At 60.4% G+C, this 24,554-nt stretch carries 27 protein-coding genes; 14 read left to right on the forward strand and 13 right to left on the reverse strand.

Annotation, left to right across the window (positions count from 1 at the left end):
- The first annotated feature begins 15 nt into the window (after nt 1-15).
- The 6 genes from ACM6I0_RS12750 (at nt 16) to ACM6I0_RS12775 (ending at nt 6,101) form a co-directional block, all read left to right on the forward strand.
- Nucleotides 16-474, forward strand: coding sequence for a thioesterase family protein (locus ACM6I0_RS12750; protein ID WP_259154547.1), 459 nt, complete (start codon nt 16-18; stop codon nt 472-474).
- A 15-nt stretch (nt 475-489) separates the two neighbouring features.
- Nucleotides 490-1,449 (forward strand): amidohydrolase family protein, encoded by a 960-nt coding sequence (locus tag ACM6I0_RS12755; protein WP_414922434.1) that lies wholly within the window; start codon nt 490-492, stop codon nt 1,447-1,449.
- Nucleotides 1,442-2,383, forward strand: a complete 942-nt coding sequence (locus tag ACM6I0_RS12760) for an amidohydrolase family protein (RefSeq protein WP_285431148.1) — start codon at nt 1,442-1,444, stop codon at nt 2,381-2,383. Before ACM6I0_RS12755 ends, ACM6I0_RS12760 begins: the two co-directional genes overlap by 8 nt.
- 30 nt (nt 2,384-2,413) lie before the next feature.
- Nucleotides 2,414-3,991: an aldehyde dehydrogenase (NADP(+)) gene (locus tag ACM6I0_RS12765; RefSeq protein WP_414922435.1), complete on the forward strand. Its 1,578-nt coding sequence runs from the start codon at nt 2,414-2,416 to the stop codon at nt 3,989-3,991.
- Nucleotides 3,992-4,121: 130 nt separating this feature from the next.
- Entirely contained in the window at nt 4,122-4,694 is a 573-nt protein-coding gene (locus ACM6I0_RS12770) for a PPC domain-containing DNA-binding protein (RefSeq protein WP_414922436.1), read from the forward strand.
- 99 nt (nt 4,695-4,793) lie between these two features.
- Complete coding sequence (locus tag ACM6I0_RS12775; RefSeq protein WP_414922437.1) at nt 4,794-6,101, forward strand: OprD family porin; 1,308 nt, start codon at nt 4,794-4,796, stop codon at nt 6,099-6,101.
- A gap of 76 nt (nt 6,102-6,177) precedes the next feature.
- Here the strand turns inward: ACM6I0_RS12775 and ACM6I0_RS12780 are convergent, their stop codons facing one another.
- The 5 genes from ACM6I0_RS12780 to ACM6I0_RS12800 all read right to left on the reverse strand — a co-directional run bounded on the left by ACM6I0_RS12780 (nt 6,178) and on the right by ACM6I0_RS12800 (nt 10,786).
- Complete coding sequence (locus ACM6I0_RS12780) at nt 6,178-6,825, reverse strand: amino acid ABC transporter permease (protein WP_222587191.1); 648 nt, start codon at nt 6,823-6,825, stop codon at nt 6,178-6,180.
- A gap of 1 nt (nt 6,826) precedes the next feature.
- On the reverse strand, nt 6,827-7,507 hold the full coding sequence (locus tag ACM6I0_RS12785) for an amino acid ABC transporter permease (RefSeq protein ID WP_222587192.1): 681 nt from the start codon (nt 7,505-7,507) through the stop codon (nt 6,827-6,829).
- Nucleotides 7,508-7,510: 3 nt separating this feature from the next.
- Nucleotides 7,511-8,287, reverse strand: a complete 777-nt coding sequence (locus tag ACM6I0_RS12790) for an amino acid ABC transporter ATP-binding protein (RefSeq protein WP_285431144.1) — start codon at nt 8,285-8,287, stop codon at nt 7,511-7,513.
- A gap of 16 nt (nt 8,288-8,303) precedes the next feature.
- Nucleotides 8,304-9,269, reverse strand: a complete 966-nt coding sequence (locus tag ACM6I0_RS12795; RefSeq protein WP_285431142.1) for a transporter substrate-binding domain-containing protein — start codon at nt 9,267-9,269, stop codon at nt 8,304-8,306.
- A gap of 83 nt (nt 9,270-9,352) precedes the next feature.
- Nucleotides 9,353-10,786 (reverse strand): amino acid permease, encoded by a 1,434-nt coding sequence (locus ACM6I0_RS12800; RefSeq protein WP_285431141.1) that lies wholly within the window; start codon nt 10,784-10,786, stop codon nt 9,353-9,355.
- 338 nt (nt 10,787-11,124) lie between these two features.
- Between ACM6I0_RS12800 and ACM6I0_RS12805 the strand changes: the two genes are divergently transcribed.
- From ACM6I0_RS12805 to ACM6I0_RS12820, 4 genes are all read left to right on the forward strand, one after another.
- On the forward strand, nt 11,125-12,543 hold the full coding sequence (locus tag ACM6I0_RS12805; RefSeq protein WP_285431140.1) for a PLP-dependent aminotransferase family protein: 1,419 nt from the start codon (nt 11,125-11,127) through the stop codon (nt 12,541-12,543).
- A gap of 5 nt (nt 12,544-12,548) precedes the next feature.
- Nucleotides 12,549-13,793 carry an NAD(P)/FAD-dependent oxidoreductase gene (locus ACM6I0_RS12810; RefSeq protein ID WP_414922438.1) on the forward strand — a complete coding sequence of 415 codons (1,245 nt, stop codon included), beginning with the start codon at nt 12,549-12,551 and terminating at the stop codon, nt 13,791-13,793.
- Between the two features lie 28 nt (nt 13,794-13,821).
- Nucleotides 13,822-14,172, forward strand: a complete 351-nt coding sequence (locus ACM6I0_RS12815; protein WP_414922439.1) for a RidA family protein — start codon at nt 13,822-13,824, stop codon at nt 14,170-14,172.
- Nucleotides 14,173-14,289: 117 nt separating this feature from the next.
- On the forward strand, nt 14,290-14,604 hold the full coding sequence (locus ACM6I0_RS12820; protein WP_222587199.1) for a DUF2388 domain-containing protein: 315 nt from the start codon (nt 14,290-14,292) through the stop codon (nt 14,602-14,604).
- A gap of 59 nt (nt 14,605-14,663) precedes the next feature.
- Here the strand turns inward: ACM6I0_RS12820 and ACM6I0_RS12825 are convergent, their stop codons facing one another.
- Both ACM6I0_RS12825 and ACM6I0_RS12830 read right to left on the reverse strand, forming a co-directional pair.
- On the reverse strand, nt 14,664-15,584 hold the full coding sequence (locus ACM6I0_RS12825) for a pyridoxal-phosphate dependent enzyme (protein WP_222587200.1): 921 nt from the start codon (nt 15,582-15,584) through the stop codon (nt 14,664-14,666).
- A gap of 101 nt (nt 15,585-15,685) precedes the next feature.
- Nucleotides 15,686-16,477 (reverse strand): SDR family NAD(P)-dependent oxidoreductase, encoded by a 792-nt coding sequence (locus ACM6I0_RS12830; RefSeq protein WP_285431130.1) that lies wholly within the window; start codon nt 16,475-16,477, stop codon nt 15,686-15,688.
- A gap of 125 nt (nt 16,478-16,602) precedes the next feature.
- On the opposite strand from ACM6I0_RS12830, the gene ACM6I0_RS12835 reads away from it, so the two are divergent.
- Complete coding sequence (locus ACM6I0_RS12835) at nt 16,603-17,550, forward strand: GlxA family transcriptional regulator (RefSeq protein WP_414922440.1); 948 nt, start codon at nt 16,603-16,605, stop codon at nt 17,548-17,550.
- An 80-nt stretch (nt 17,551-17,630) separates the two neighbouring features.
- Nucleotides 17,631-18,290 carry a methyltransferase family protein gene (locus ACM6I0_RS12840; protein WP_414922441.1) on the forward strand — a complete coding sequence of 220 codons (660 nt, stop codon included), beginning with the start codon at nt 17,631-17,633 and terminating at the stop codon, nt 18,288-18,290.
- Nucleotides 18,291-18,304: 14 nt separating this feature from the next.
- Here the strand turns inward: ACM6I0_RS12840 and ACM6I0_RS12845 are convergent, their stop codons facing one another.
- The 5 genes from ACM6I0_RS12845 to ACM6I0_RS12865 form a co-directional block, all read right to left on the reverse strand.
- Nucleotides 18,305-18,973 (reverse strand): HAD-IA family hydrolase, encoded by a 669-nt coding sequence (locus ACM6I0_RS12845; protein ID WP_414922442.1) that lies wholly within the window; start codon nt 18,971-18,973, stop codon nt 18,305-18,307.
- 74 nt (nt 18,974-19,047) lie between these two features.
- Nucleotides 19,048-19,455, reverse strand: coding sequence for a response regulator (locus ACM6I0_RS12850; protein WP_414922443.1), 408 nt, complete (start codon nt 19,453-19,455; stop codon nt 19,048-19,050).
- A gap of 179 nt (nt 19,456-19,634) precedes the next feature.
- Entirely contained in the window at nt 19,635-19,931 is a 297-nt protein-coding gene (locus tag ACM6I0_RS12855) for a pentapeptide MXKDX repeat protein (RefSeq protein ID WP_414922444.1), read from the reverse strand.
- Between the two features lie 68 nt (nt 19,932-19,999).
- The gene (locus ACM6I0_RS12860; protein ID WP_414922445.1) at nt 20,000-20,785 is read right to left on the reverse strand and encodes a molybdopterin-dependent oxidoreductase; all 786 of its coding nucleotides are present in this window, start codon (nt 20,783-20,785) and stop codon (nt 20,000-20,002) included.
- A complete protein-coding gene (locus ACM6I0_RS12865) occupies nt 20,782-21,402 on the reverse strand; it encodes a cytochrome b/b6 domain-containing protein (protein ID WP_414922446.1) in 621 nt (206 codons plus the stop codon). Before ACM6I0_RS12865 ends, ACM6I0_RS12860 begins: the two co-directional genes overlap by 4 nt.
- Nucleotides 21,403-21,574: 172 nt before the next feature.
- Here ACM6I0_RS12865 and ACM6I0_RS12870 point away from each other — a divergent pair, with 172 nt between their 5' ends.
- Entirely contained in the window at nt 21,575-22,516 is a 942-nt protein-coding gene (locus ACM6I0_RS12870; protein WP_414922447.1) for a class I SAM-dependent methyltransferase, read from the forward strand.
- 24 nt (nt 22,517-22,540) lie between these two features.
- On the opposite strand, the gene ACM6I0_RS12875 is transcribed toward ACM6I0_RS12870, so the two are convergent.
- Nucleotides 22,541-23,314: a helix-turn-helix transcriptional regulator gene (locus ACM6I0_RS12875; RefSeq protein ID WP_414922448.1), complete on the reverse strand. Its 774-nt coding sequence runs from the start codon at nt 23,312-23,314 to the stop codon at nt 22,541-22,543.
- A gap of 111 nt (nt 23,315-23,425) precedes the next feature.
- Between ACM6I0_RS12875 and ACM6I0_RS12880 the strand changes: the two genes are divergently transcribed.
- A complete protein-coding gene (locus ACM6I0_RS12880; RefSeq protein WP_414922449.1) occupies nt 23,426-24,529 on the forward strand; it encodes an extracellular solute-binding protein in 1,104 nt (367 codons plus the stop codon).
- Nucleotides 24,530-24,554 lie beyond the last annotated feature (25 nt).

Here is a 24,554-nt window from a genome sequence, read left to right on the forward strand (position 1 = left end):
AATACGAGGTTTCTCATGAATTTCTCCACGCTCGAAGCAGGCACCGCCACCGAACACAAACTGATCGTCGACAAGGAACGCACCATCTCGTTTCTGGGTGAAGACTTGCGCATCTACGCCACGCCTCGCCTGGTGAACGACATCGAACAAACGTGCCTGGACTACCTGCTGACCTTCCTCGACGAAGGCGAAAACACCGTTGGGGCCGCAGTCGATATCCGACACGTCGGCGCAACGCTGCTGGGCATGTCCGTCAGCATCGTCGCCACGGTCACCCGCATCGAGGGACGCAGCGTCACGTTCAACGTCGAGGTACGCGATGACGTCGAACTGGTCGCGACGGCGGCCCATACCCGCGTTGTGGTGAACGTCGCCAAACTGCGCAGCCGCGTCCAGGCCAAGGCTGATGCGGCCGCCGCCGGCGAAGTCGAAGACGGCGTGCTCAGCCCTTCCCAATTCGCCGCCTCGCGCTGAACAAGGGCCTACGTCATGATCACGCTGCACGAACGCAATGGCTTGCCCAACCTTGCGGCCGAGGATGCGCTGCCGATTGTCGATGCTCACCACCACTTGTGGGACTTGGGCAACGGTCGTTATCCGTGGCTGCAAGACGAGTATCACGAGGATTTTTTCCTCGGCGACTATCGCAGCCTTTGCCGTGATTTCTTGCCGGAAGACTTTCTCGCCCTGACCGCAAGGCAACGGTTGGTGGGCACGGTGCACGTCGAAGCCGAACGGGCCCGCGATGAGCAAGTGGCCGAGACACGCTGGCTGGAACAGGTGAATGCCCGTTACGGCTTCCCGAATGCCATCGTGGCCCATGCCTGGTTCGACCGTGAGGACAGCGCGGAGATTCTTGCGGCCCAGGCCGCCAGGCCGCTGGTCAAAGGCATACGCTCCAAACCCGTCACGTCGACGTCGCCCGAGGTGTCGATTGCGGGCGCCAAGGGCACCATGCAGGACCCGAAATGGCTGGAAGGCTTTGCGCGCCTGGCCGATCACGACCTGTCGTGGGATTTGCGCGTGCCGCCGTGGCATCTGGTGGAGGCCGCTGAAGTGGCGGCGATGTTTCCGCAGATCCGCATCGCGCTCAATCACACCGGTTTTGCCTGGGATCGCAGCCCGCAAGGCATGGCCCGTTGGCGCAAAGGCCTGGAAGCCCTGGCCCTGCAGAGCAATGTGCACATCAAGCTCTCGGAGTTTGGGTTGAAAGACTCGCCCTGGCACTACGACGACAACCGGATCGTGGTGCTGACCGCGCTGGAGATCTTCGGCCCCGAGCGCTGCATGTTCGCCAGCAACTTCCCGGTCGCCGGATTGCGCGCGTCCTACGACACGATTGCCGACGGCATGGCCGCGATGCTCGCGCCCCTGGGCCGGGCTGTACAGGAAGCGGTGTTCGCCGGCAATGCACGACGTTTTTATCGCCTGGAGGAACAGCATGGATAACCGCGCACGCTTTCTGGCCAGCGGCGAGGATGCGGACTTGCCCATCGTCGACGCTCACCAGCATTACTTCGACATCGAACAGCATTACTACCCGTGGCTGAACGACCGGCCGTTGCGGCCCTTTCGCTACGGCGATTATTCGTCGATCTGCCGCAACTTCCTGCCTCAGGACTATCGCCGGCTGACGGGCCGCCATCGCATCGTCCAAACCGTCGTCATCGAAGGTGAATGGGACCCGGCCACGCCCGCCGATGAGGTGAGGTTTGTCGAGTCGCTGGCTCAAGACGAACCCACGCTCGCGGCGATGGTCGCGCAGGCCTGGCTCGATCGTGAGGACGCCGCGCAGCTCTTGCGCCAATACGCTGACCATCCGCTGGTGCGCGGCGTTCGCCACAAACCGGCGGTGACCAGCCTTGAAGCCTGGCGCGAAGATTTCGTCGCGCCAGGTTCGATGCGCGATCCGCGCTGGCGCGAGGGTTATGCCCAACTGGCCGCCAATGGCCTGCACTTCGAGTTGCAGGCGCCTTGGTGGCATCTGGCCGAAGCCGCCGAGCTGGCCAGGGATTTCCCGGACGTGACCCTCGTGGTCAATCACACGGCGCTGCCGGCGGATCGTTCGGAAGAAGGCTTGGCTGGCTGGCGACAAAACCTCGCCTTGCTGGCGCGGGAGCCGAATGTCGCGCTGAAGATTTCCGGCATCTGCCTGCCGGGCAAGGCGTGGCCCGTGGAGGCGAACCGGGTTGTGGTCAACGATGCAATTTCAATATTCGACGTCAGCCGCTGCGCGTTTGCCAGCAATTACCCGGTGGACGGCGTCGTCAACGGCATGAGCGAGATCTTCGACGGTTTCAAAACGATTACCCGCGACCGTTCCCCAACCGATCGGCTCGCCCTGTTTCATGACAACGCCCGGCGCATTTACCGGCTTGCTTGACCCTCATTGAACAGCCCTTAAGGAGTTCCCATGTTTGAAGTTTCAGGCCACAACTACATCGCCGGCGCGCGTTCCGCCCAAGGTTCGACCACCTTGCAAAGCCACGACGCGCGCACAGGCTTAGCACTGCCGTATCACTTCCATCAGGCGACTATCGATGAAGTGAATGCGGCCGCAGAAGCAGCGGCCACGGCTTACCCGCGCTTTCGTCAACTGTCAGCTGCACGCCGTGCTCAGTTCCTGGACGCCATTGCCACCGAGCTTGAGGCGCTGGACGACACGTTCATTGCCCTGGTGTGCCAGGAAACCGCCCTGCCCGCCGGCCGCATTCAGGGTGAGCGCGCCCGCACCAGCGGCCAGATGCGCCTGTTCGCCACGATGCTGCGTCGCGGCGATTTCTACGGCGCACGCATCGACCGAGCACTGCCGGACCGCCAACCGTTGCCGCGCCCCGATTTGCGTCAGTACCGCACCGGGCTCGGTCCGGTCGCAGTATTCGGCGCCAGCAACTTCCCGCTGGCCTTTTCGACCGCTGGCGGCGACACCGCCTCGGCGCTGGCTGCGGGCTGCCCGGTGGTGTTCAAGGCCCACAGCGGCCACATGGCCACCGCCGATTACGTCGCTGATGCAATCACCCGTGCCGCACGCAAGACCGGGATGCCCGATGGCGTTTTCAGCCTGCTTTACGGCAGCGTCGGTGAGGCACTGGTCAAGCATCCGGCGATCCAGGCCGTTGGTTTCACCGGTTCGTTGCGCGGTGGCCGGGCCTTATGTGACATGGCGGCAGCACGCCCTCAACCGATCCCGGTGTTTGCCGAAATGAGCAGTATCAACCCGGTGGTGTTGATGCCCGACGCACTCAAGACGCGCGGTGACAAGATCGCGGCCGAACTGAGCGCTTCCGTGGTCTTGGGTGCCGGTCAGTTCTGCACCAATCCCGGTCTGGTGCTGGGCATTCGCTCGCCCGAATTCAGCGCTTTCCTTGAACGCTTTAGCGCTCTGATGAGTGAACAACCGGCGCAAACCATGCTCAACAGCGGCGCCTTGAAAAGCTATTGCCACGGCCTCGACAACCTGCGAGCTCACCCCGGCATCACGCACTTGGCCGGCGCCGCGCAACAGAGCAATCAGGCGCAGCCGCAAGTGTTCAAGGCCGACGTCAGCCTGTTGATCAACGGTGACGAGTTGCTTCAGGAGGAAGTCTTCGGCCCGACCACCCTGATCGTCGAGGTCGCCGACCACGCCCAATTGCTCCAGGCCTTGCAGGGTTTGCGCGGCCAGTTGACGGCAACGCTCATTGTCGAAGACTCGGACACCGCGACCCTGGGCGATATTCTGCCGCTGCTGGAACAGAAAGTCGGACGTGTGTTGTTCAACGGCTATCCGACCGGTGTGGAAGTCTGCGATGCCATGGTTCACGGCGGCCCCTACCCGGCCACTTCGGATTCGCGCGGCACCTCGGTCGGGACGTTGGCGATCGATCGTTTCCTGCGCCCCGTGTGTTACCAGAACTGCCCCGACAGTTTGTTGCCGGACGCCCTGAAGAATGCCAATCCGCTGAGCATTGCTCGACTGGTTGACGGCATCAGTTGTCGCGATGCGCTGTAAGTCGCGCTAACCCGGCTTCAACTAACACCGATTGTTAACAACAACTCCCGCGCCTGTTGAACAACAGGCGCCGGATTCGCTCGTCCCGAAAACCGCTACACCCCACAACAACAAAAACAGAGGAAGTCTCATGCACGTTCAACTTCACCCGAAATACCGCGTTTGCAAATTGATGCTGGCCGTGGCCGCCGCCGTGATGATCAACACCACAGGCATGCAACTGGCCGCCGCCGAAACCACTCCCGCCGCGACGACAGCCCCCATGCAATGTGCCACTGAAGCCACACCGCGCTACACCAAGACCCCCACCGGCTACCTCATGGTCCTGCGCATGGGCGACAACGCCTTCAAGGAACTGACCAAGCTGGCCATCGCCGAAAAAATCCCCAGCGCCTCCATCACCGGCATCGGTTTCGGCAATGTGAAGTTCGGTTTCTGGAACAAGGACAAGAAAGACTTCGACGCCAAGACCTTGAACAGCGTCGAGATGGCGAGCATCACCGGCTCCGTGGCATGGAAGAACGATCAACCTTCGATCCATATGCACGGCGTCGCCGGTGACGCCACGTTCCAGGCATACGGCGGCCACATCCTCGACTTCGAGGTCACCACCGGTTCGATGGAAATCACCGTGATCGTCCATCAACGTCGCCTGGAACGCGGCATTGACCCATGCATCGGCGCCAACGTGCTGGGTATTTAACTCAAGTTTCACGCTCCCGCAGGCCGTTTGCCTTGCCGGCATTCGCCACGGCGGGAGCCACTCTCCCCCTATTCAAACTACAAAAAAAGGGCGATTTCGATGAGCACTAAAACCACGGCGGTAACGATTGCACTGGGCGCCATTGCGCTGAGCACCCAGGCGCACGCCGACTTCCTGAGTGACAGTAAAGCCACCCTGGGACTGAGGAATTTCTACTTCAACAATGACAATCGCGACGGCACCGCCGCGCCTTCGAAAACCGAGGAGTGGGCGCAGGGCTTCATGCTCGATTACAAGTCGGGCTACACCGATGGCACCGTCGGTTTTGGCGTTGATGCATTGGGCTTGATGGGGGTCACGCTGGACAGTGGCAAAGGACGGCATGTCGGCAGTTCGATGATTCCTTCGGACAGCGACAACAGCGCCGTCGACGAATGGAGCCGGCTGGGATTGACCGGCAAGGTCAAGGTCTCGAAAACCGAACTGCGCCTGGGCACGCTGTTGCCAAAGTTGCCGATCCTGGTGGCCAACGACGGCCGCCTGCTGCCGCAGACCTTTGAAGGTGGCCAGGTCACCTCGGGCGAGTTCAAGGATTTGACCTTCACCGCAGGGCGAATCGAACACGCCACTGGTCGCGGTTCAACCGATCAGACGGGCTTGGCCGCCACCGGCGGCACCCGTGAAAGCAATGCGTTCGACTTCGCCGGCGGCGACTGGAAAATCACCAAGGACCTGACCGCGCAGTATTACTACGCCAACCTGGACGACTACTACACCCAGCAGTTTTTCGGCCTGATTCACACGCTGACGATCTCGGAAGGACAGTCACTGAAAACCGACTTGCGCTACTTCAAGACCGATGCCTCCGGCAAAAACAGTTCGGGCACCTCGGGCTACAAAATCAGCGGTTTCACCGAAGGTAACGATGGCGAGATCGACAATAAAACCTGGAGCGCCGCACTGATTTACACGGTGGGTGGCCACGGCATCACCGCCGGCTATCAGAGCGTTTCAAGTGGCAGCAGCTTCACCCAGCTCAATCAGGGCGGCCTGGTCAACAAGGGTGCTGGCGGCAGCAGTCTTTACCTGTACACCGACCGTTTGATTCAAACCTTCACCCGCGCGGGCGAACGCACCGCCTTCGGTCAATACGCCTATGACTTCGCGGCCATGGGCGTGCCCGGACTGAAAGCGTCCGTCATGTACCTCAGCGGGGACGACATCAAGACGACTTCGGGCGACTCCCAAAAGGAATGGGAGCGCGACATTGCCCTGGACTATGTGATTCAGTCCGGTTCGCTCAAAGGAGTGGGTTTTGGATGGCGCAACGGCAAGTCCAACAGCGAAGCGTCCCGTGACCAGGACCAGAATCGCTTGATCGTGAGCTACAGCATTCCCTTGCTGTAGAGCCACCGCGCGTACTGCAAGGTTTCAAGAGATCAGCGCTGAGTGGTCGTCAGCGCTGTTTTTTGGGGCTGCTTGATCAGTGTCGCGTCTTGCGCTCCAGCAATCGCACGCCCAGAGACAGCGGATAACACAGCGCAAAATAAATCGCGCCGACGAGGATGTAGATCTCCAACGGCATAAAGTACACGGAACTCAAGTCCTGAGCCCGCAACATCAGGTCGGGTGCCGCAATCAGCGAGGCCACCGAAGTGTCTTTCAACAGCGAGATCGCGACGTTGCCGATTGGCGCCAGCACGATACGAATGGCCTGGGGCAACACGACCCAGCGCAACACCTTCAGATGAGGCATGCCAATCGCCTTCGCCGCTTCCACCTGCCCCTTGGGCACCGCCTCCAGCCCCGAGCGGTAGATCTCCGACAGATAAGCCGCCGCATTCAATCCCAACCCGATCATCGCCGCCTGGAACGAACTGAACTGAACGCCGATTTCGGTCAGGCTGAAATAGACGATGAACAGTTGCACCAGCGCCGGGGTGCCGCGAAAGACCTCGATGTAGATCAGCGCCGCACGGCGCAATGGCCGGCTGTTCGACAGACGTGCCAGCGCCACCAGCAAACCGACAATCAAGCCGATGACCAACGCCCCGAACGCCAATTGCAACGTCGCCCAGGCCGCGGCCAACAATTCGACATGGGTTGCTTCCCACAACTCGCCATAACCCATATCAGTTCTCCTTGACCACTTTGAGACGGCGTTCGGTACGCGCCGCCCAGTGGGACAGCACCAGGCTCAACACCAGGTAAATGGTCGCCAGCAGAAAGTAAATCAGGTTGGTCTGGTAGGTTTCGCTGACCAGCATCCGTGCCTTGAACGTCAACTCTGGCACCGCCGCCGCCGAGGCCAGCGAGGTGTCCTTGAGCAGCCCGATGGCGAAGTTGGCCATCCCCGGAATCGCCACCTTGAACGCCTGGGGCAGCACGATGATGCGCATCGCCAGGGAACGGGTCATGCCGATGGAATACGCCGCTTCGCTTTGCCCGCGATCGATGGTGCGGATGCTTGAACGGAACACCTCCGACAGAATCGCCGCGCCATTCAGGCCGAAACCGATGATCGCCGCGCCAATCGCCGGCAAGGTGATGCCGATGTAGGTCAGGCCGAAGTACAGGATGAACAGCTGGGTGAGGATCGGGACGTTGCGAAAAATCTCCAGGTAGACGCTCGCCACCAGGCTCAACACCCGGCTGCGGGAAAGACGCATCAACGCCAGGCAAAATCCCAACAACGTCGCCACCACAAACGCCGCCGCCGTCAGGCCGATCGTCGTCACTGCACCGAGGCCCAGCACATTCAAAAAGTACGGGAGCATGTCGATGGCTTTGTGCAGGGCAATGGAATCAAACATCGATCAATGCTCCTGCACGGCACGGATGAAGGAGCGGGTGCGTTCGATCTGGCTCTCGCGAAAGATCTGCCGGGGCGGCCCCTGTTCGACGATGTTGCCGTCGGCCATGAAGATCACTTGATCGGAGACGCTTTCAGCGAAGTGCATTTCGTGGGTCACGATAATCATCGTCATGCCCTCCTCCGCCAGCTTGCGCATGACCCCCAGCACTTCACCCACCAGCTCCGGGTCCAGCGCCGAGGTGGCTTCGTCGAACAACATTAACTTGGGCTGCATCGCCAACGCCCGGGCGATGGCGATGCGTTGCTGTTGCCCACCCGAGAGCTGTTCCGGGTAGACGTCTCGCTTGGCGAACATGCCCACCTTATTCAGCAGGTCCTCGGCCAGTTCAACGGCTTCGGCGCGGCTGCGCTGTTGCACCTTGAGCGGGCCGAGGATGATGTTTTCCAGCACCGAAAGGTGTGGAAACAGGTTGAAGCGCTGGAACACCATGCCGATTTCGGTGCGCATGCGCGCCAGTTCCTTGTCGCTCATGGGCACTTTGCGGGTGCCCACCAGTCGCTGGCCGATCAGTTCGTTATCGATGTAAATGTCACCTTTGGTCGGCTCTTCCAGGTAATTGACGCACCGCAGCAACGTGGTCTTGCCCGACCCGCTGGGGCCGATCAGCGAAATCTTCTGACCTTGCTGCACACTGAGGTCGATACCCTTGAGCACATCCAGGCTGCCGAAGGACTTGTAGAGTCCCTCGATGCGCACCAGTGGAGTTGATTCAGCCATGAGCTATATCCTCGACTCAGGCAAAGGCCTGACTGAAATCACGCGGCGGGTGTTCGAATGGCCCGATCAGGCTGCCTTTCTCGTCACGGTCGACGCCGATGCGCGGGTCCTTGGCCGGAGGCACAAGGTAGTCAGGGTTCTTGATCCCGTACTTGGCGAGGATCGGGCGGATCTGATCCGTGGATTTCAACCAGCGCAGGCCCTGATTGATGCCGTCGAACAAATCCTGGTTCTGCGGATGAACGCCCCAGATCGCCTCGAACTTGGCGGTCAGGCTGGGGAATTTTTCATCGTAGGACATAGGAATCTGTTTGAGCTTGAGGCTCGGGTCCTGAAGGATCATGTAGTCGATGGTCGGGGCATCCAGCACCGCGAAATCCAGGCGCCCGGCCCGCACGTCGCGTAGGCACGAGTCGGTGTTGTCGTAGAGTTTGACCTCCTTCACCCCTTCGATTTTCTTCATGTCCGGGATGGTGAAATAGCCGGTGATGGCGCCGATGGTGCGGCCCTTCACGTCGTTCACGGTGATGGCGGTGTCGAACGGTTCGCTGTCACGCATGATCACGTAGGCGCCGGTGTAAAACACCGGGTCGGTCAACAGCAGGATCTTGGAGCGCATCGGGTTCCAGGCGAAGTTGCCGCCGAACCAGTCGGCGCGGCCTGATCTTACGGCCTCGACCACTGCCGGGAACCCCATGGTCAGCACGTCGAGCTTGAGCTCGAGGCGATCGGCAATGATCTTGAGCAATTCCAGATCGGTGCCGACCGGAACACCTTCGCGCAACGCCCCCAAAGGCATGTCGCCCAGGCAAGCGGCGGTCAGATAACCGGGACGCACGGTCTTGATCGGTTGGCCGGCGGCAAAGGCGAAGGACATCGGGCCCATCGCACTCCCGACCAATGCCGCCAATGTGCCGTAGCCAGTGGCCTTGAGCAGGCCGCGTCGGGAAAAACCTTGGGAATCAAACTTGAAGTCGGACATAGATCACCTATGGGCAAATTATTGTTTTGACCGGTGCAAGCCTTACTACTCAACAGCCCTCCGTGGCTCGATATCCCTGCGTTTCAAGACCGTGTCGCAACCCCCGCCAGAATGTCGATTGCGCTGAGGTGGGGCTTGCTGACCTGCTGACGACGGCGCTTGAGCACCACGTAAGCGGCGGAGACCACGCCAAGACTGACGAGGCTGGCAAGGAACTGGGTACGCAAGGATTCCTGGAACGCCATGGCGACCAAAACACCCGCAATCACTGCCACCACAGCATAGGACAGCCACGGAAACAGCCACATCTTGAGGGTCAGTCGGGCCGGCGCCGTGGCTTCTACCTGGCGGCGAACCTTGATCTGCGCCAGCGCCACCGCGAGGTACACGAACAGCATCACCGCACCGGAGGCATTGACCAGGAACAGGAACACGCCTTCTGGAGAAATGATCGCCGCCATGATCGCGATGTAGCCGATCACGCTGCTCAGCAGTACGGCCGCCCGGGGCACTTTGCGCCCGGTCAGCATCGACAGTTTTGCTGGCGCATCGCCGCGCTGACTGAGGCCGAACAGAATCCGCGAAGACACGTACAACCCGGAGTTCAGCGCCGACAGCACCGCCACCAGCACCACCGCTTGCATGATCATCGCGGCGCCAGGAATGCGCATGACTTCAAGCGCCGCCACGAACGGCGAGTGACCGGCAACGATTTGCCCCCACGGCACCACGCAGACAATCAGGAAGATCGAGCCGACATAAAAGGTGATGACCCGGAAGATCACCGAACGGGTCATGTTAGCCACGTTCTTGGATGGATCGTCGGACTCTGCGGCGGCGATGGTCGCAATCTCTGCGCCGCCGACCGCAAAGATGACCGTCGGCACACCCGCCAGAATCGCGCTGACGCCGTAAGGCATGAAGCCGCGGTCATTCACCAGGTTGCCCAGCAGGTCGCTGGTGCTCGGGGCGAAACCAAAGAGGTAGGCGCCGACCACGAAGATGAAGACGATGATCGCGAAGACTTTCAATGAAGCGAACCAGTATTCGAACTCGCCGTAGGACTTCACGGACAGGCAGTTGATGGCGGTCATGACTGCCAGCAGGCTCAGGCCGATCATCCACGCCGGCAATGGTATCCATTGCTGGAGAATATTGGCGCCGACCACCGCTTCCACCGCCACCACGATCACCCAGAAGTACCAGTACAACCAGCCGCTGGTAAAGCCGACCCAATTGCCCAGGCCGATTCGGGCGTATTCGGTAAAGGAACCGACGCCGGGCAGCGCCACGGCCATTTCGCCGAGCATGCGCATGACCAGCATCACCACGATGCCGGCAGCGAGATAACTGAGGAACGCCGCCGGGCCAATGGCCTGAATCGTTGCACTGCTGCCGACGAACAGGCCTGCACCGATGATCCCGCCGAGGGAAATCATCGTGATATGGCGCTGACGCAAGGCCCCGCTAAGGCGCTGCTGGCCGGGTTTTGTATCGGTTGGCTGGGCGTTGTTCACTGGATGACCTCCGCTTCAGGGTCTGGGGTCGATTGACCGGATAATTTCATCGAAGACTTTGCGCGAGGGGGACAACACACCGGATACTCTGTGCCGCCCGCTGACAGCCTGAAGAGTCGGTGGTGCCGGGACGAACCCGGCTGGAACGTTTCGATAGTCATGTGCGTACCCGTTGGGCTGAGCATGGCAGCCATTTTCTTATTGTGTTGCATGACAAGCATTACAACTCACACACTAATCACGGATTTTTAGCTTGTCAATGGGCTTTGTATCGGATAAAAAGCAATACAAATTTGCTTATTGTCTTGCTACAAGCATGACAAGCAGGGAACAGCACCATGAGTCAATTCGAACAATTGCTGGATGAACTGAAAGCCAGTGCCGCGTTGCAGCGCGACAAGGCCGAGACCCTTTACGCCCAATTGGCCGATTCATTGGCTGAAGCGATCGGCAACGGCAAGCTCAAACCGGGCGAGCGTCTACCGCCCCATCGCGAGTTCGCCAGTGCACTGGGGGTGAACATCACCACGGTGACCAAAGCCATGGCGGTGTTGCAACAGAAAGGCCTGGTAGAAAGCCGTCCCGGTCGTGGCACACAAGTCGCGCAGCCACGCCATCCCGCCGCGCAGTTCCAGTCGGCGCCGAGCAATGACCCCGGCACCGTCGACCTGAGCGTCAACCGCCCCGCCACCGACGGGTTCAATCGGGTCCTGGCGCAACTGCTGCCGCGACTGTCGAGCGATCCGCGTTTCGGCGACATGAAGGACTATCACCCTTCCGAAGGTCCGCTTTGGGCCCGTGAAGCCGCCGCCCAGTGGTTACGACACACAGGCGTCGAGGCCCAGGCCTCGCAAATGCTGATCGTCGAAGGCGCCCAGCATGGCATTGCCAATACACTGCGCAGCCTGACTAACAGCGGCGATACCGTGTTGGCCGACAGCGTGACCTATCAAGGCATCAACGCCTTGTGCCGTTCGCTGGGCCTGATCCTGGTCGGGGTCGACGCCGACGCTCGCGGCATGTCGCCCGAAGCGTTGCGCCTGGCGTGTGCCGAACATCAGCCACGGCTGCTGTTTCTGGTGCCGTCGATTCACAACCCTACTGCCATCACCCTGGACACCGAGCGCCGTGAAGAACTGGCCGCGGTGATCCGTGAAACCAACCTGCTGGTCATTGAAGACGACGTCTATCGGCCGCTGCTGGACCAATCGCCGCCCGCCTTTGCGGCGCTGATGCCGGAGCGCACGATCTACATTTCCGCCCTGTCCAAATGCATCGCGCCGGGGTTGCGCATGGGCTTTGTCATGGCGCCGCAACCGCTGGTGCAAGACATCGCCGCCATGCAACGCATCGACTGCTGGAGCACTTCGCCGCTGACCGCCCTGATCGCCACCCGGTTGATCGAGGACGGTCATGCCGATCAGTTGGTCTCGGAACAGCGCGAAGAACTGCGCATCCGCCAAGCGTTGCTGGCCACTCACCTTGAAGGCCTCGAATTTCAGCACAGCGCCACTGGCACGCACGCCTGGCTGGTGTTGCCGGAACCCTGGACCGGCTCACGCTTTGCCCGTCTGTGCCACGACCGCGGCGTCGTGCTGCTGGCCGGTGGCGCCTTCACCCTGCGTCCGGAACTCTCGCCGCAAGCGGTGCGAATCAACATCTCGGCGGCCCTGTCACGGGACTCGCTGATCAAAGCCTTGAACGTCATCAGTCAATTGGCGCGCCAGGGTCATCTCTACATGCACAACCGGATCTGAGGAACATGACACAGCCAGTTCATTGCGAAATCGCCGTCATCGGCGCAGGCGTTGTCGGGGTTGCCACCGCACTCTGGCTGCGCCGCCAGGGTTATCAGGTGGTGTTGCTGGAGCGCGATGCGATAGCTAGCGGAGCGTCCTACGGCAATGCCGGCACCCTGGCACCTTACGGTGTGATGCCGATTGCGCAGCCGTCGCTGCTCAAGGCGATTCCGTCGCTGCTGTTCTCGCAGGAATCGCCCTTCGTCATCAACTGGGCACGTCTGCCCCGACTGATGCCCTGGCTGTTGCGTTTTCTCAATGAATGCCGTGCTTCGCGCTGTGAAGCGAACACCCTGGCGCTGACAAAAATCCTCCAGCACACCTACGACGGCTATGCACCGTTGCTGGCTGACTGCCCGCAGGCCGATCAACATTTGCGCCACAACGGTTGCCTCTATGCCTATGGCACGGAGCAAGGTTTCGCCGGCGCCCAGGCCGCGATCCAGCTGCGCCGTTCGCTGGGGATTGCGCAACAGGTGCTGAGCGCTGCCGATGTCGATCAGCTGGAGCCGGCCCTCGCAGGCAAATCAGTGGCCGGCATCCTGTTCCCGGAGTCGTCGCACATGGACGATCCGCGCGCCTTCATCGAAGCGTTGGCCGCACCACTGGTTGCCGAAGGTGTGCTGCATCAGGCAACAATCACCGGTGTACAACGCCAGGCCGATGGCCTGCACCTGAGCAGCGCCGAAGGCAAGACCTGGCGCGCAGACCGGGTTGTGTTGTGCGGCGGAGCGTGGTCCGCCGCGTTGGCGCGTCAGGTCGGGGATCACATCCCAGTGGATACCGAACGCGGCTATCACATCGAATTTGATCTGCAAGACACGCTGCTCAATCGCCCCTGCTGCCCGGTGGAAAGCGCGTTCTACATGACGCCCATGGCCGGCCGCCTGCGCGTGGCGGGCACAGTGGAACTCGGTTCGATCAACGACCCGGCCAATCCAAAGCGCTTCGACTATCTGGAGCGACATGTACGCCGCGTCATGGGCCTGACTGAACCGGTCGCGCGCCGCTGGCTCGGGTTCCGCCCTTCGTTGCCAGATTCGCTGCCGGTCATCGGTCCATCGCCTAACGAGCCGCGAATGATCTACGCCTTCGGTCACCAGCACCTGGGCCTGACACTGGCGGGGGCCACCGGGCAGTTGGTCGCTGACTGCATTGCCGGTAAAGCCCCCTCCTGGCTGGACAGTTTTTCAGTGCAACGCTTCTGAACGATTCCATTTCAAAGGAGAACAATTGATGCACATCATCGAGCGTAAACACACTAACCAGCGCATGAGCCAGATCGTTATCCACGGCAAAACCGTGTACCTGGCCGGGCAAGTCGGCGAACCTCATCATGACGTCGCCGACCAGACGCGTGACGCGCTTGCGCGCATCGATGTCTTGCTCGAAGAAGCCGGTTCGTCCAGAGAGCAGATGCTGCAGACCACTATCTGGCTGGCTGACATGACGGATTTCGAAGCGATGAACGCCGTGTGGGATGCCTGGGTCCCGACAGGGCACGCGCCGGCCCGTGCCTGTGGTGAGGCGAAACTGGCGGATCCACGGTTGTTGGTGGAAATCATCGTATGCGCGGCGAGAGGCTGAGTCTTCCAGCAGACGCTTTTGAATGGATAACGCATCGCCAGGGAACTCCTGACAACCCCCATGCATCCTAAATTATGAGGTACTTCTTTTTTGCTTCACGCTTCAGAGGACTTTGCCATGCGCCGTCTGATTATCGTTTCATCATTCATGTTGTGTTTACCCTTCGGGTCGGCCTTCGCCAAAGTGGATGCGGGCGATGTCGCCACCTCAGCAGGGGTTTCTGCGTCGCTTTACTCGACGTTCAAGGATCACAAACTGGCGATTCCCGCTCGTGATGATGCCTCCAGCTTCGTGGCCAGTGGCGGTACGATTCGTGGGGTTTATCTCGAATCGGTGTTGAATAAAATCCGCCAGGACAATCCAGGCCTCAAAGCCAGCGACGAAGAGTTGGCCAGAGCCATCCTTATTCAGGAAAGCACAGCGGGTCAGTAAGGATTGAAATGTAGCGGTAGGGCTAGCGACACCTGGATCGTTTGCAGCCCTGCCTCGTTTCACCGCGGCAATGAACGCGCCCAGCCAGCGACCAGCTGTGCGCTGATGCTGACCCCGCCACACACCACAATAACCACGTCATGGGCCTGGGCAATCGCCGGATGGTCAAGGTACGCGACAGCCAATGAAACACCGCATGCCGGCTCGACCAGTTGACGCAGGTCGCTGGCGTAACGCACCACGCCCATGATCGCCTCATCATCTCCGAGCACCACGCATTCGTAGGGAAACTCGCGAATGTGCTGCACGGGCCAGGCGGCCACTTGTGCAGCGCCAAGCGAAGTGGCGACGGTATCGATTCGCGGTAATCTGACTGGATGGCCAGCCTCCATGGCGGCCGCAAAAGATGCCGCCCCCAGGGTTTCGCAGGCGATGATCCGACAGTCCTTGCGGTTGTGCCTAATCAACCCGGTCAGGATGCCCGACAGCAAACCGCCGCCCCCCACCGACGTCACGATTGCATCGACTTGAGGACAGTCCTCCAGGACTTCATCGATCAGCGTGCTGTGCCCTTCCCACAACACGGGATGGTCAAACGCCGGTACGTATTGAGTATCCGATTCTTGCGAGAGTTCTTTCGCCCGTTGATTGGCCTCGTCCCAGACCTTGCCATGAACGATCACCTCGGCCCCGGTTTTGCTGATCCGCGCGCGAGTGGTTTCTGGCGTGGTGTGCGGCACCACGATGCAGGCTTGCAACCCGAGGGCCGCGGCCGCCATGGCCGTGGCAAAACCGGCGTTACCACCGGATGGACAAACGACTTTGCGTTTACCCTGTGCCTTGGCCTGACTGCACAACAGGCCCATGCCGCGTAATTTGAATGAACCGCTGGGTTGCAGGTTTTCCAGTTTCAGCCAGATACGTCGGGCCGGCGTCGACAAGCCCGGGTGCAGAATCAACGGCGTTCTGATGTGCAGCATTTTGCGCTCCCTAGGGCAACACCGACCTGTCGGGATTTTCGACACGTCGGTGTGAATGGTCCTTATTCAAGCTTAGTTCACCTTGCCCCCAAGGTTACCTTCTACCGATAGCGCGGCGCCACCGACGAGTGGCCAAACGACCCGGACAGCACTTGGCGCTGACTTTCGTAGGTATCCCACTTGTCGCCCTCGTGCAAACTCGGGATCGTCACCACTTCCCCTCTCGCCAGTCCCAACAACGCGGCATCGACCATATCCTCGGCGGACATGACGATCTCTTGCGGCAGGTTTTCCACCGGGTTGCCGGCCTCGCTCCAGAAGTCGGTGGCAGTAGCCCCGGGCAGCACGGCTTGAACATGAACGCCCTTGTCGGCCAGTTCATGCTGCATTGACTGGCTCAATCCCAAGACAAAGGCCTTGGTCCCACCGTAGACGCCATTGAGAATTTCCGGGGCGATTGCGACGATTGAGGCGATGTTGATCACAGTGCCGGTGCCGCGTGCCACAAACCCGGGCACCACGGCATAGGACAAACGCATCAAAGCGGTGACATTGAGCGCGACCATGTCTTCCATGTCGTCCACCGGGCTGCCGAGTAATGGCATGACACCACCAACGCCGGCATTGTTGACCAGCAATGTGATGCTCGCGTCGTTGCGCAGAATGCTTTCGACCCTGAACAGGTCGGCCTTTTGCTTGAGATCAGCGGCGACCACTTCGATGACGCGGCCGGTTTCGTTGCTCAGGTGGTTGGCCAGCGCGTTGAGCTTTGCCTGGCTGCGAGCCACCAGAATCAGGTCGTAACCCTGGCGCGCGAGACGGTCGGCATAAACCGCGCCGATGCCCGAAGAAGCGCCAGTAATCAGTGCGGTGCCTTTGGATGAGAGGGCCATGTTCAATTTCCTTCACAGTGAGGCGATAAGGTCGCCGGGTGTGAACTGTTATAAATTGACTTACGCTCGTCTCAAATGACGTTTAAAGTACGTTTTTCGGACATGACCGTTTGAGGGCATCATCGATGACATCCGTGGCGTTCGTGGTTTTCGAGGGTTTTCAGTCCATGGCGCTGGCCGCCATGCCCGTGTTCGAGTACGCCAACTTCAGCGCCGGCCAAGCGCTGTATGACGTGAGCGTTATCTCTGAGGACGGCCGCACGTTGCGCGCTTCCGGCGGATTGAGCGTCGGGACCCAGGCGTTCGATGAGCGGGTGTTCGACACGGTAATCGTGGTCGGTGGCGATTGCGTCCTCCAACAGGCACCCGAAGGCGTGTTGTCCTACTTGCGCGCCAGCGTGAAAACCGCACGGCGCACCGCCTCGATTTGTTCGGGGGCATTCGTGCTGGCCCAGGCCGGGTTGCTCGATGGGCGGCGCGCCACCACGCACTGGGCTTACGCGCGAGAACTGCAAGCGCGGTTTCCCTCGATCAAGGTTGAAGAAGACCGCATTTACGTGGTCGACGGTGCCTTCTGGACCTCGGCGGGCATGACCGCCGGCATCGACCTCGCGCTGGCGATGGTCGAAAAGGACCACGGTGCCGAACTGGCCCGCGCCGTCGCGCAGAAACTGGTGATGTATCAGCGCCGCGGGGGTGGCCAATCACAGCATTCGGCGTTGCTGGAACTGGCGCCCAAATCCGACCGTATACAGACCGTCCTCGGCTACGCTCGGGAACACTTGGCGTCACCGTTATCGGTGGAGCAACTGGCGGAAGTCGCGCGCCTGAGTCCTCGCCAATTCAGCCGGACCTTTCGCGCCGAAACCGGCCAGTCCCCGGCCAAGGCCATCGAAAACCTGCGGCTGGAATCGGCGCGACAACTGCTCGAACACGGGCGCCTGACCCTTGATCAAATCGCCACCGAGTCTGGATTCACTGACCGTCGCCGCATGCGCGAAGCCTTCCTGCGCGCGTTTGGTCAGCCGCCACAGGTGATTCGGCGCAACGCCAGGTCCCGGATGACCGCGTGATGCCGAGTGAGAAGGCTGCGCCGAAGAATCAGCCTGACCCTCTACACTAAAGAAGTCGGTGCAACTCCGGAAGGATGCCCATGAAAATCTCGCCCAAACTGGCGTTTTTCGCCATCGTCTCCACCCTCGCCTACCTCGGTCTCGCGATCTGGGGGCTGGGCGGTTTGGCGGCGTTCTTTTCTCATGCGCCACTGGTGGTCATTGCCCTCGCCACCTTGGCGATGGTCATTGCCTCGCTGTTCACCGAGGTCAATTTGAGTTCCGGCGAACGCGAAGACCGGGCTAATCGCTGGGTGCTGCCGGCGTTCGGGGTGATCGGTTTGTTGAGTGGCTACCTGCCGGCCTATACCGACCGGATCGACTTCTGGACCTTCGGTGGCGAAGGTGTGCGCTGGCTGGGGGCATTGCTGTTTATCGTCGGCGGCGCGCTGCGGATGTGGCCAGTGTTTGTGCTGGGCAAGCGTTTTAGCGGGCTGGTGGCGATTCAACCGGGACACCGTCTGGTCACCGACGGCATTTACCGGCGTTTGCGCAACCCCAGTTACCTGGGAATGATGGTGATCGGCGTGGGCTGGGCCCTGGGGTTTCGCTCGGCTGTTGGACTGCTGCTGGCGGCGCTGACGGTGATTCCGCTGATTGCCCGCATTCACTCGGAAGAGGCGCTGTTGAGGGCGCAGTTCGGGAGTGAATACGAAGCTTATTGCGCGAGAAGCTGGCGGTTGATTCCCGGAATTTATTGAAGCCCGCCCCACACTTAGAATTGCATCAGGCAGAGTTTTCCATCGGGATCTAGTTGCGCGGTCACCCGGTCATAACCGGCCAACGTCGCATGTCGCGTCTGGATCGGATGGTCATGTGTCGCGGTGATGATCACAAGGTCTGCCCCGGCAGCTTCCGCCGCCAGAATGCCCACGGCGGCGTCTTCGAATATCAGACAATCGTTGACCTGAAAACCTAGCCGTCCAGCGGCCAGTCGATAGCCCGAAGGATCCGGTTTGCCGGCGCTGACGTCTTCGGCGGTGACCATCACGGCAGGCTCGGGAATCCCCGCAGCGGCCATTCGGCGCAAGGCCAGCGCTCTCGGCGCCGAGGTGACGATCGCCCATTGATTCGCCGGCAAGCCGTTCAGGAAATTCGCCGCGCCGGACACCTCGACAATCCCCTCGACGTCCTCGATTTCCGCTTCGGTTATCCAGTTGGCTTCTGCCTCGGCATCAACAGCCGGCAAGGCCAGACGATTGATGGTGTCGATGGCCCGGGCGCCATGAATGGTCGGCAGGAAAGATTCGACATCCACCCCGTGGCGCAAGGCCCAGGTTGTCCAGATCCGCTCGGCGGCGGCGATGGAGTTGAGGACGGTGCCGTCCATATCAAACAGAAAGGCACGATACGGCGTATTCAAAATGCAATCGTGGGCAGACAAGGATGAGCTTCCTCTCGCAAGAGCCAGGACGGGTTCGCCGAGCAATGTAGCACTTGCAAAGAGACAACGACGTATCAGCCGAGTGTTTTGGACTTCAAGGCTACGTCTACGCAATCGAGCAATTGGCCGATTGCCCAGGGCTTCTTGATGAACGTGACCGGGTGCTTCACTCCGGAGGTTTCGGGGGTTTCGAAACCGGACATGATCATGATTGGCGTCTGCGGCCAGCGATCACCGCACAGATTGGCCAATGCCGCACCGTTGATTTTCCCTGGCATGGTGATGTCGGTCAGCAGCAGCGAGACGCCGTCGGCATGCTGCTCCAGATACAGTGCTGCAGCGTCCGCGCTGGTTTGCGGTGCAACCTTGAAACCTTCTTCCTGAAGAATTTCGCAGAGAAATTCCAGGATCAACGGGTCATCCTCGACCACCAGAATCAACCTTTCTGGAAGGTGCTCGCCCGCCATCGATACTGGACACATGACTTCGTCACTCCCTGATTGCACAAATGATTTCGCGGACTCAAATCCGCCGCCTACAGGTATGAGCAGCGGACTCGACGGAAATTCACTTTTATACAGGAGTGCGACAAAATGAGGCGCCTTGCAGTCTGCTTCGGCGCCTTAATGCCCTGTTTCGGCCCGTACGGGCGGCCTTCGAGTCAGTACGAGGGGGCTTCTTTTTTCATGGTGTCCTTGGACATCGCATCCTTTTTCATCGTGTCCTTGCCCATGGCGTCCTTGGACATGGTGTCTTTCTTCATTGTGTCCTTGGACATGGCGTCCTTGGACATGGTGTCCTTTTTCATCGTGTTTTTCTGCATGGCATCTTTGGACATGGCGTCCTTGCTCATGCTGTCGTTGCTCATGCCGTTATTGGTTGTGGCCTCGGCGGCAAAAACGCTGGCGGCGCCCACGGCGAGGCACATGGACAGGACAACGGTGGTCAGCTTTTTCATGATGAGACTCCAGAAGCACAGGTTGCGATTGAGCGCAGCACAGGCTGCGCGATGAATAACCAGGGCCGTCAGCTACCGCCGAACCAGTTGTAGCCCTGGTCTTCCCAGTAGCCACCCGGATAGGTGTTGGTGACGAAAATCGCCTGAATGTGTTTGGGATTTTTGTAGCCCAGCTTGGTGGGCATGCGCAGCTTCATCGGGAAGCCGTACTGGCGCGGCAGGACCGCGCCGTCATAGGTCAGTGTCAGCAGGGTTTGCGAATGCAGCGCGGTGGCCATGTCGATGCTGGTGTAGTAATCGTCAGCACATTTGAAGCCGACATATTTGGCGTCCGTATCGGCACCGACCCGCTTGAGGAAGTCACTGAAGCGCACGCCGCCCCAGCGCCCGATCGCGCTCCAGCCTTCGACGCAGATGTGCCGGGTGATCTGGTCGGTCTGGGGCATGGCGCGCAGTTCTTCGAGGCGCCAACTGCGTTTGTCCGCGACCATGCCGGTGACTTCCAGTCGATAACTCTCCTCCTCCACGCTTGGCGCCTCTTCGACGCTGTAAAAGGCATTGAAGGGAAACGGCCGGGTGATCATCGACTCGGGATAGGTCGGTGCCAGTGCGTTGGGGTTGAACAACCAGCCCTGCACCCGATCATTGAACCGGGACATGGAAGACAGTGCGGTATCGACGCTTTCGTTGTCGGTAAGGTCGCAGCCGGACAACAGGGCGACGCCACCGAGGGTCAAGCCGCGTAGCAGGAACGAGCGACGCGAACGGTCTTCGATCTGCGGGGCAATGATTTTACGGGCGTCGGACAGGATGGAGGACTCGTCCAGCCCTGAGCCTACGATGCGCTTTTTCATACAGGCTCCTTGTGCCCGAAAATCATGGCCCACAACGTTTTTGGCACCACCGCGACCATCACCAGATGAACCGCGACGAAGGCCACCAGCAGCGACATCGCGATGAAATGCACATGCCGCGCCGTGTCGTACCCACCCAGCAGTTCACGCAACAACGGAAACTGGACGGACTTCCACAACACCAGCCCGGACAGCACCAGCAGCGTGATGTCGACCATCACGAACAGGTACGCCACACGTTGCACCTGGTTGTAATGACTCAGGTCGGCATGACCCAGCCGGCCGCGCAAGGCTGCCCACAGGTCATGCAGGACGCCGTTGGGTGAAACAGGGAAAAAGCGCCGCGACAGACGGCCGCTGGTGATGTTGATGATCAGATAGACAAGGCCGTTGATGGCCAGCAACCACATGGCTGCGAAATGCCACTGCAAGGCGCCCCCCAGCCAGCCGCCCAGCGTGATGGCCTTGGGAAAACTGAAATCGTAAAGCGGGGAAGCGTTGTAGATGCGCCAACCGCTGGTGACCATGACCAGCACCGCCAGGGCGTTCAGCCAGTGGGTTAGTCGCAGCCAGCGAGGATGCGTGCTGACCGTGGGTGAAGCGGTTAACTTCGACATGTCGGGCTCCCGGTGGCTGTTGTTATTGGTTGGAGCCGATTATGCGAGCCGACTGTTCGCCAAATCCTCACGCAAAGTTAAATAAAACGTGATAACTCTCGATGCCTGACTGCGGTGCTCGCCCCGCAATTGTGGTTAAAATGCCGCCCCCCAAAATTGCCGACGCTGCCCGATGAACTCAGACGCCCTCTCCACCCTGCACAACCATTTGCTGACAGCGCTGGCAGCGGCCCCTGCGGAAACCCGCCGGCTGTTCCACGGCCGTGGCCGATGCTGGCCGGGGCTGGAGCAATTGACCGTCGATTGGTTGCAGGGCGTGGTGCTGGTGTCGCTGTTCAAGGAACCTGAGGCATCGCAGCTGGAAGCGCTGAAAGGCGTGCTGATGGACATCACCCAATCGTCGGAATGGAAACAATCCGGCGCGCAAACCCTGCTGCTGCAACACCGTTACCTGCTGCAAAGCACCACCGAATGGTTGCTGGGGGACGCCATCGAGGAAATGACCATCACCGAAGGTGGCCTGCGCTATCGCGTCGACCTGGGCCGCAAGCAGAACACCGGGCTGTTCCTCGACATGCGCTATGGCCGTGATTGGGTCAGGGCCAATGCCGAGGGCAAACGGGTGTTGAATCTGTTCGCCTATACCTGCGGTTTTTCGGTGGCGGCCATCGAGGGCGGCGCCGAACACGTGGTCAATCTGGACATGTCCAGCCCGGCCCTGAACCGTGGCCGCGACAACCACCGGCTCAATGGCCACGACATGAGCAAGGTGACGTTTCTCGGCCACGACCTGTTCAAATCCTGGGGCAAGGTAATTGGCAAAGGCCCTTACGATCTGGTGATCATCGACCCGCCGTCCTTCCAGAAAGGCAGTTTCCTGCTGACCAAGGATTACCAGCGCGTGCTGCGCCGCCTGCCGGAATTGCTCAGCCCCGAGGGCACAGTGCTGGCGTGCATGAATGACCCGGCGTTCGGTGCCGACTTCCTGATCGAGGGTGTCGAGCGAGAAGCGCCGAGCCTGCGTTTCGTGCAACGGCTGGAGAACCCGCCGGAGTTTCCGGACGCTGATATTGAATGCGGGTTGAAGGCGCTGGTGTTCAAGCTGGGGGCCTGAGTGCGCCCACAGAGAATCAGCTGATCAATGCGGCTGAAGTACCAGCGCAAACAACTCGCCGTGACCATTCACATTGAGCTTGTGATAGAGATTGCGCCGGTGCACTTTCACCGTCTCCGGTGAAATGCCCATTTGCTGGGCCATGGCTTTGCTGGAAAAGCCCTGGAGAATCAGTCTCGCCGTTTCGATTTCCCGTACTGACAAGCGCGCATCGAAGCGATCCAGCAAGGTTGCCAGATCGCCGGCCACAGGCTCGGCGGTAACGCCTTGCGGCGGCATCAATTGCAGATGACGGCGCATCGCCGCCAGCACCCAGTCACGCACGCACAGCAAGCGGCCCTGCTCCTGGAGGGTGAATCGCGTTGAGCGGCCCATCGACAGGCCGAGCACGGCGCCGTCGACGTTGACCATGAATTGCAATTCATCACTGCCCACCACCGAGCGGAAATAGCTCAAGTAGTACTCGCTCTGCAGGAACTGGTCGGCGGCCACCGAATCCAGGCTGTGCAAACCATCGACAATACCGGCACACACCGCTTGGTAAAAAGGATCGAGCAGGTACATGCCGGCGCTGTAATCCGCCAGTTCTTCCTGCTCGGTGGCGCTGCCTTTTGAGTCGAAGTCGATCAACAACCGTGGCACTCGCCCCGAGTGCAGCAGCGCCACCAGAGCGTTGTCCATCGGCACCAGCAGCCGCAGCGTGTCGACCAGCGCGCGCCAGAAACCGTCCTGCCCCAACGCACCAAATACCCGCGCCAGCCCCTGATGCACCGGTAACTCTTTCAACAACGCGTCCACGCACTACCCCTTTCGAGTAACCCATGATGGGAATGGGTGTGTATTACGCCTGCCGATACGCTGCAAGCACCTGATCATTACCGGCCTGCAGTAGGCCAGGAGTGCCGCATCATGAGTCGTCCCCGTCAACAGATCAATCTCGGACTGAGCGCCCTTTTGTGCGTTTCGCTGTCGGCCTTCGCAGTGGATGGCCCGACCGTTCATGTCTACAACTGGTATGACTACATCGGTCCCAACACCCTGCACGACTTCAAGCGTGATACCGGTATCGAGCCGGTTTACGACACCTTCGACAGCGCCGAAGTGCTGGAAGGCAAACTGCTGACCAGCCGCAGCGGATACGACGTGGTGGTGGCGAGTAACTTCAGCCTGCCGACCCTGATCAAGGCCGGTGCCCTGGCGCCTCTGCCCCGCGCGCAGATGCCGGATTTCAAGAACATGGACACCGACCTGTTGGCGAAACTGGCCAACAACGATCCGGGCAACCAGTACGCCGTGCCGTATCTGTGGGGCACCAACGGCATCGGCTACAACATCGATAAGGTCCGCGCCGCACTGGGCGACAAGGCCCCGGTGGATTCCTGGGACCTGGTGTTCAACGAAGAGAACCTGACCAAGCTCGGCCAGTGCGGCGTAGCGATGCTTGACTCGCCCTCCGAGATGCTGCCGGTCGCCCTGCACTACCTGGGCTTGCCGCCCAACAGCACTAACCCCGAAGACTACAAAAAAGCCGAAGCGCTGCTGCTCAAGCTGCGTCCGCACATCACTTACTTCAATTCGTCCAAGTTCATCAGCGACCTGGCTAACGGCGACATTTGCGTGGCCGTGGGTTGGTCGGGCGCCATGCTGGAAGCCAAGAAAAACGCCGAGCAGGCCAACAACGGCGTGAAAATCGCCTACAGCCTGCCCAAGGAAGGTGCGCCGGTCTGGTTCGACACGCTGGTGTTGCTCAAGGACGCACCGCATCCGGAGCAAGGCCTGGCTTTCATCGACTACCTGATGCGCCCCGAAGTCATCGCCCCGGTCAGCGATCACCTGTCCTACCCCAACGGTAACCGCAGCGCGACGCCGCTGGTGGCCGAAGCGACCCGCAACAATCCGGCCGTCTACCCGTCCGCCGAAGCCCTGGCCACGTTGTTCACCCTCCAGCCTCTGCCGCCAGCCACCGAACGAGTGCGCACGCGAGTCTGGAGCAAAGTGAAGAACGGCCAGTAAAACGCAACCGATCCTGTCCCTTGTG

The organism is Pseudomonas sp. IT-P294 (genome assembly GCF_949767865.1).
In the GTDB taxonomy this organism is placed as follows: Bacteria; Pseudomonadota; Gammaproteobacteria; order Pseudomonadales; family Pseudomonadaceae; genus Aquipseudomonas.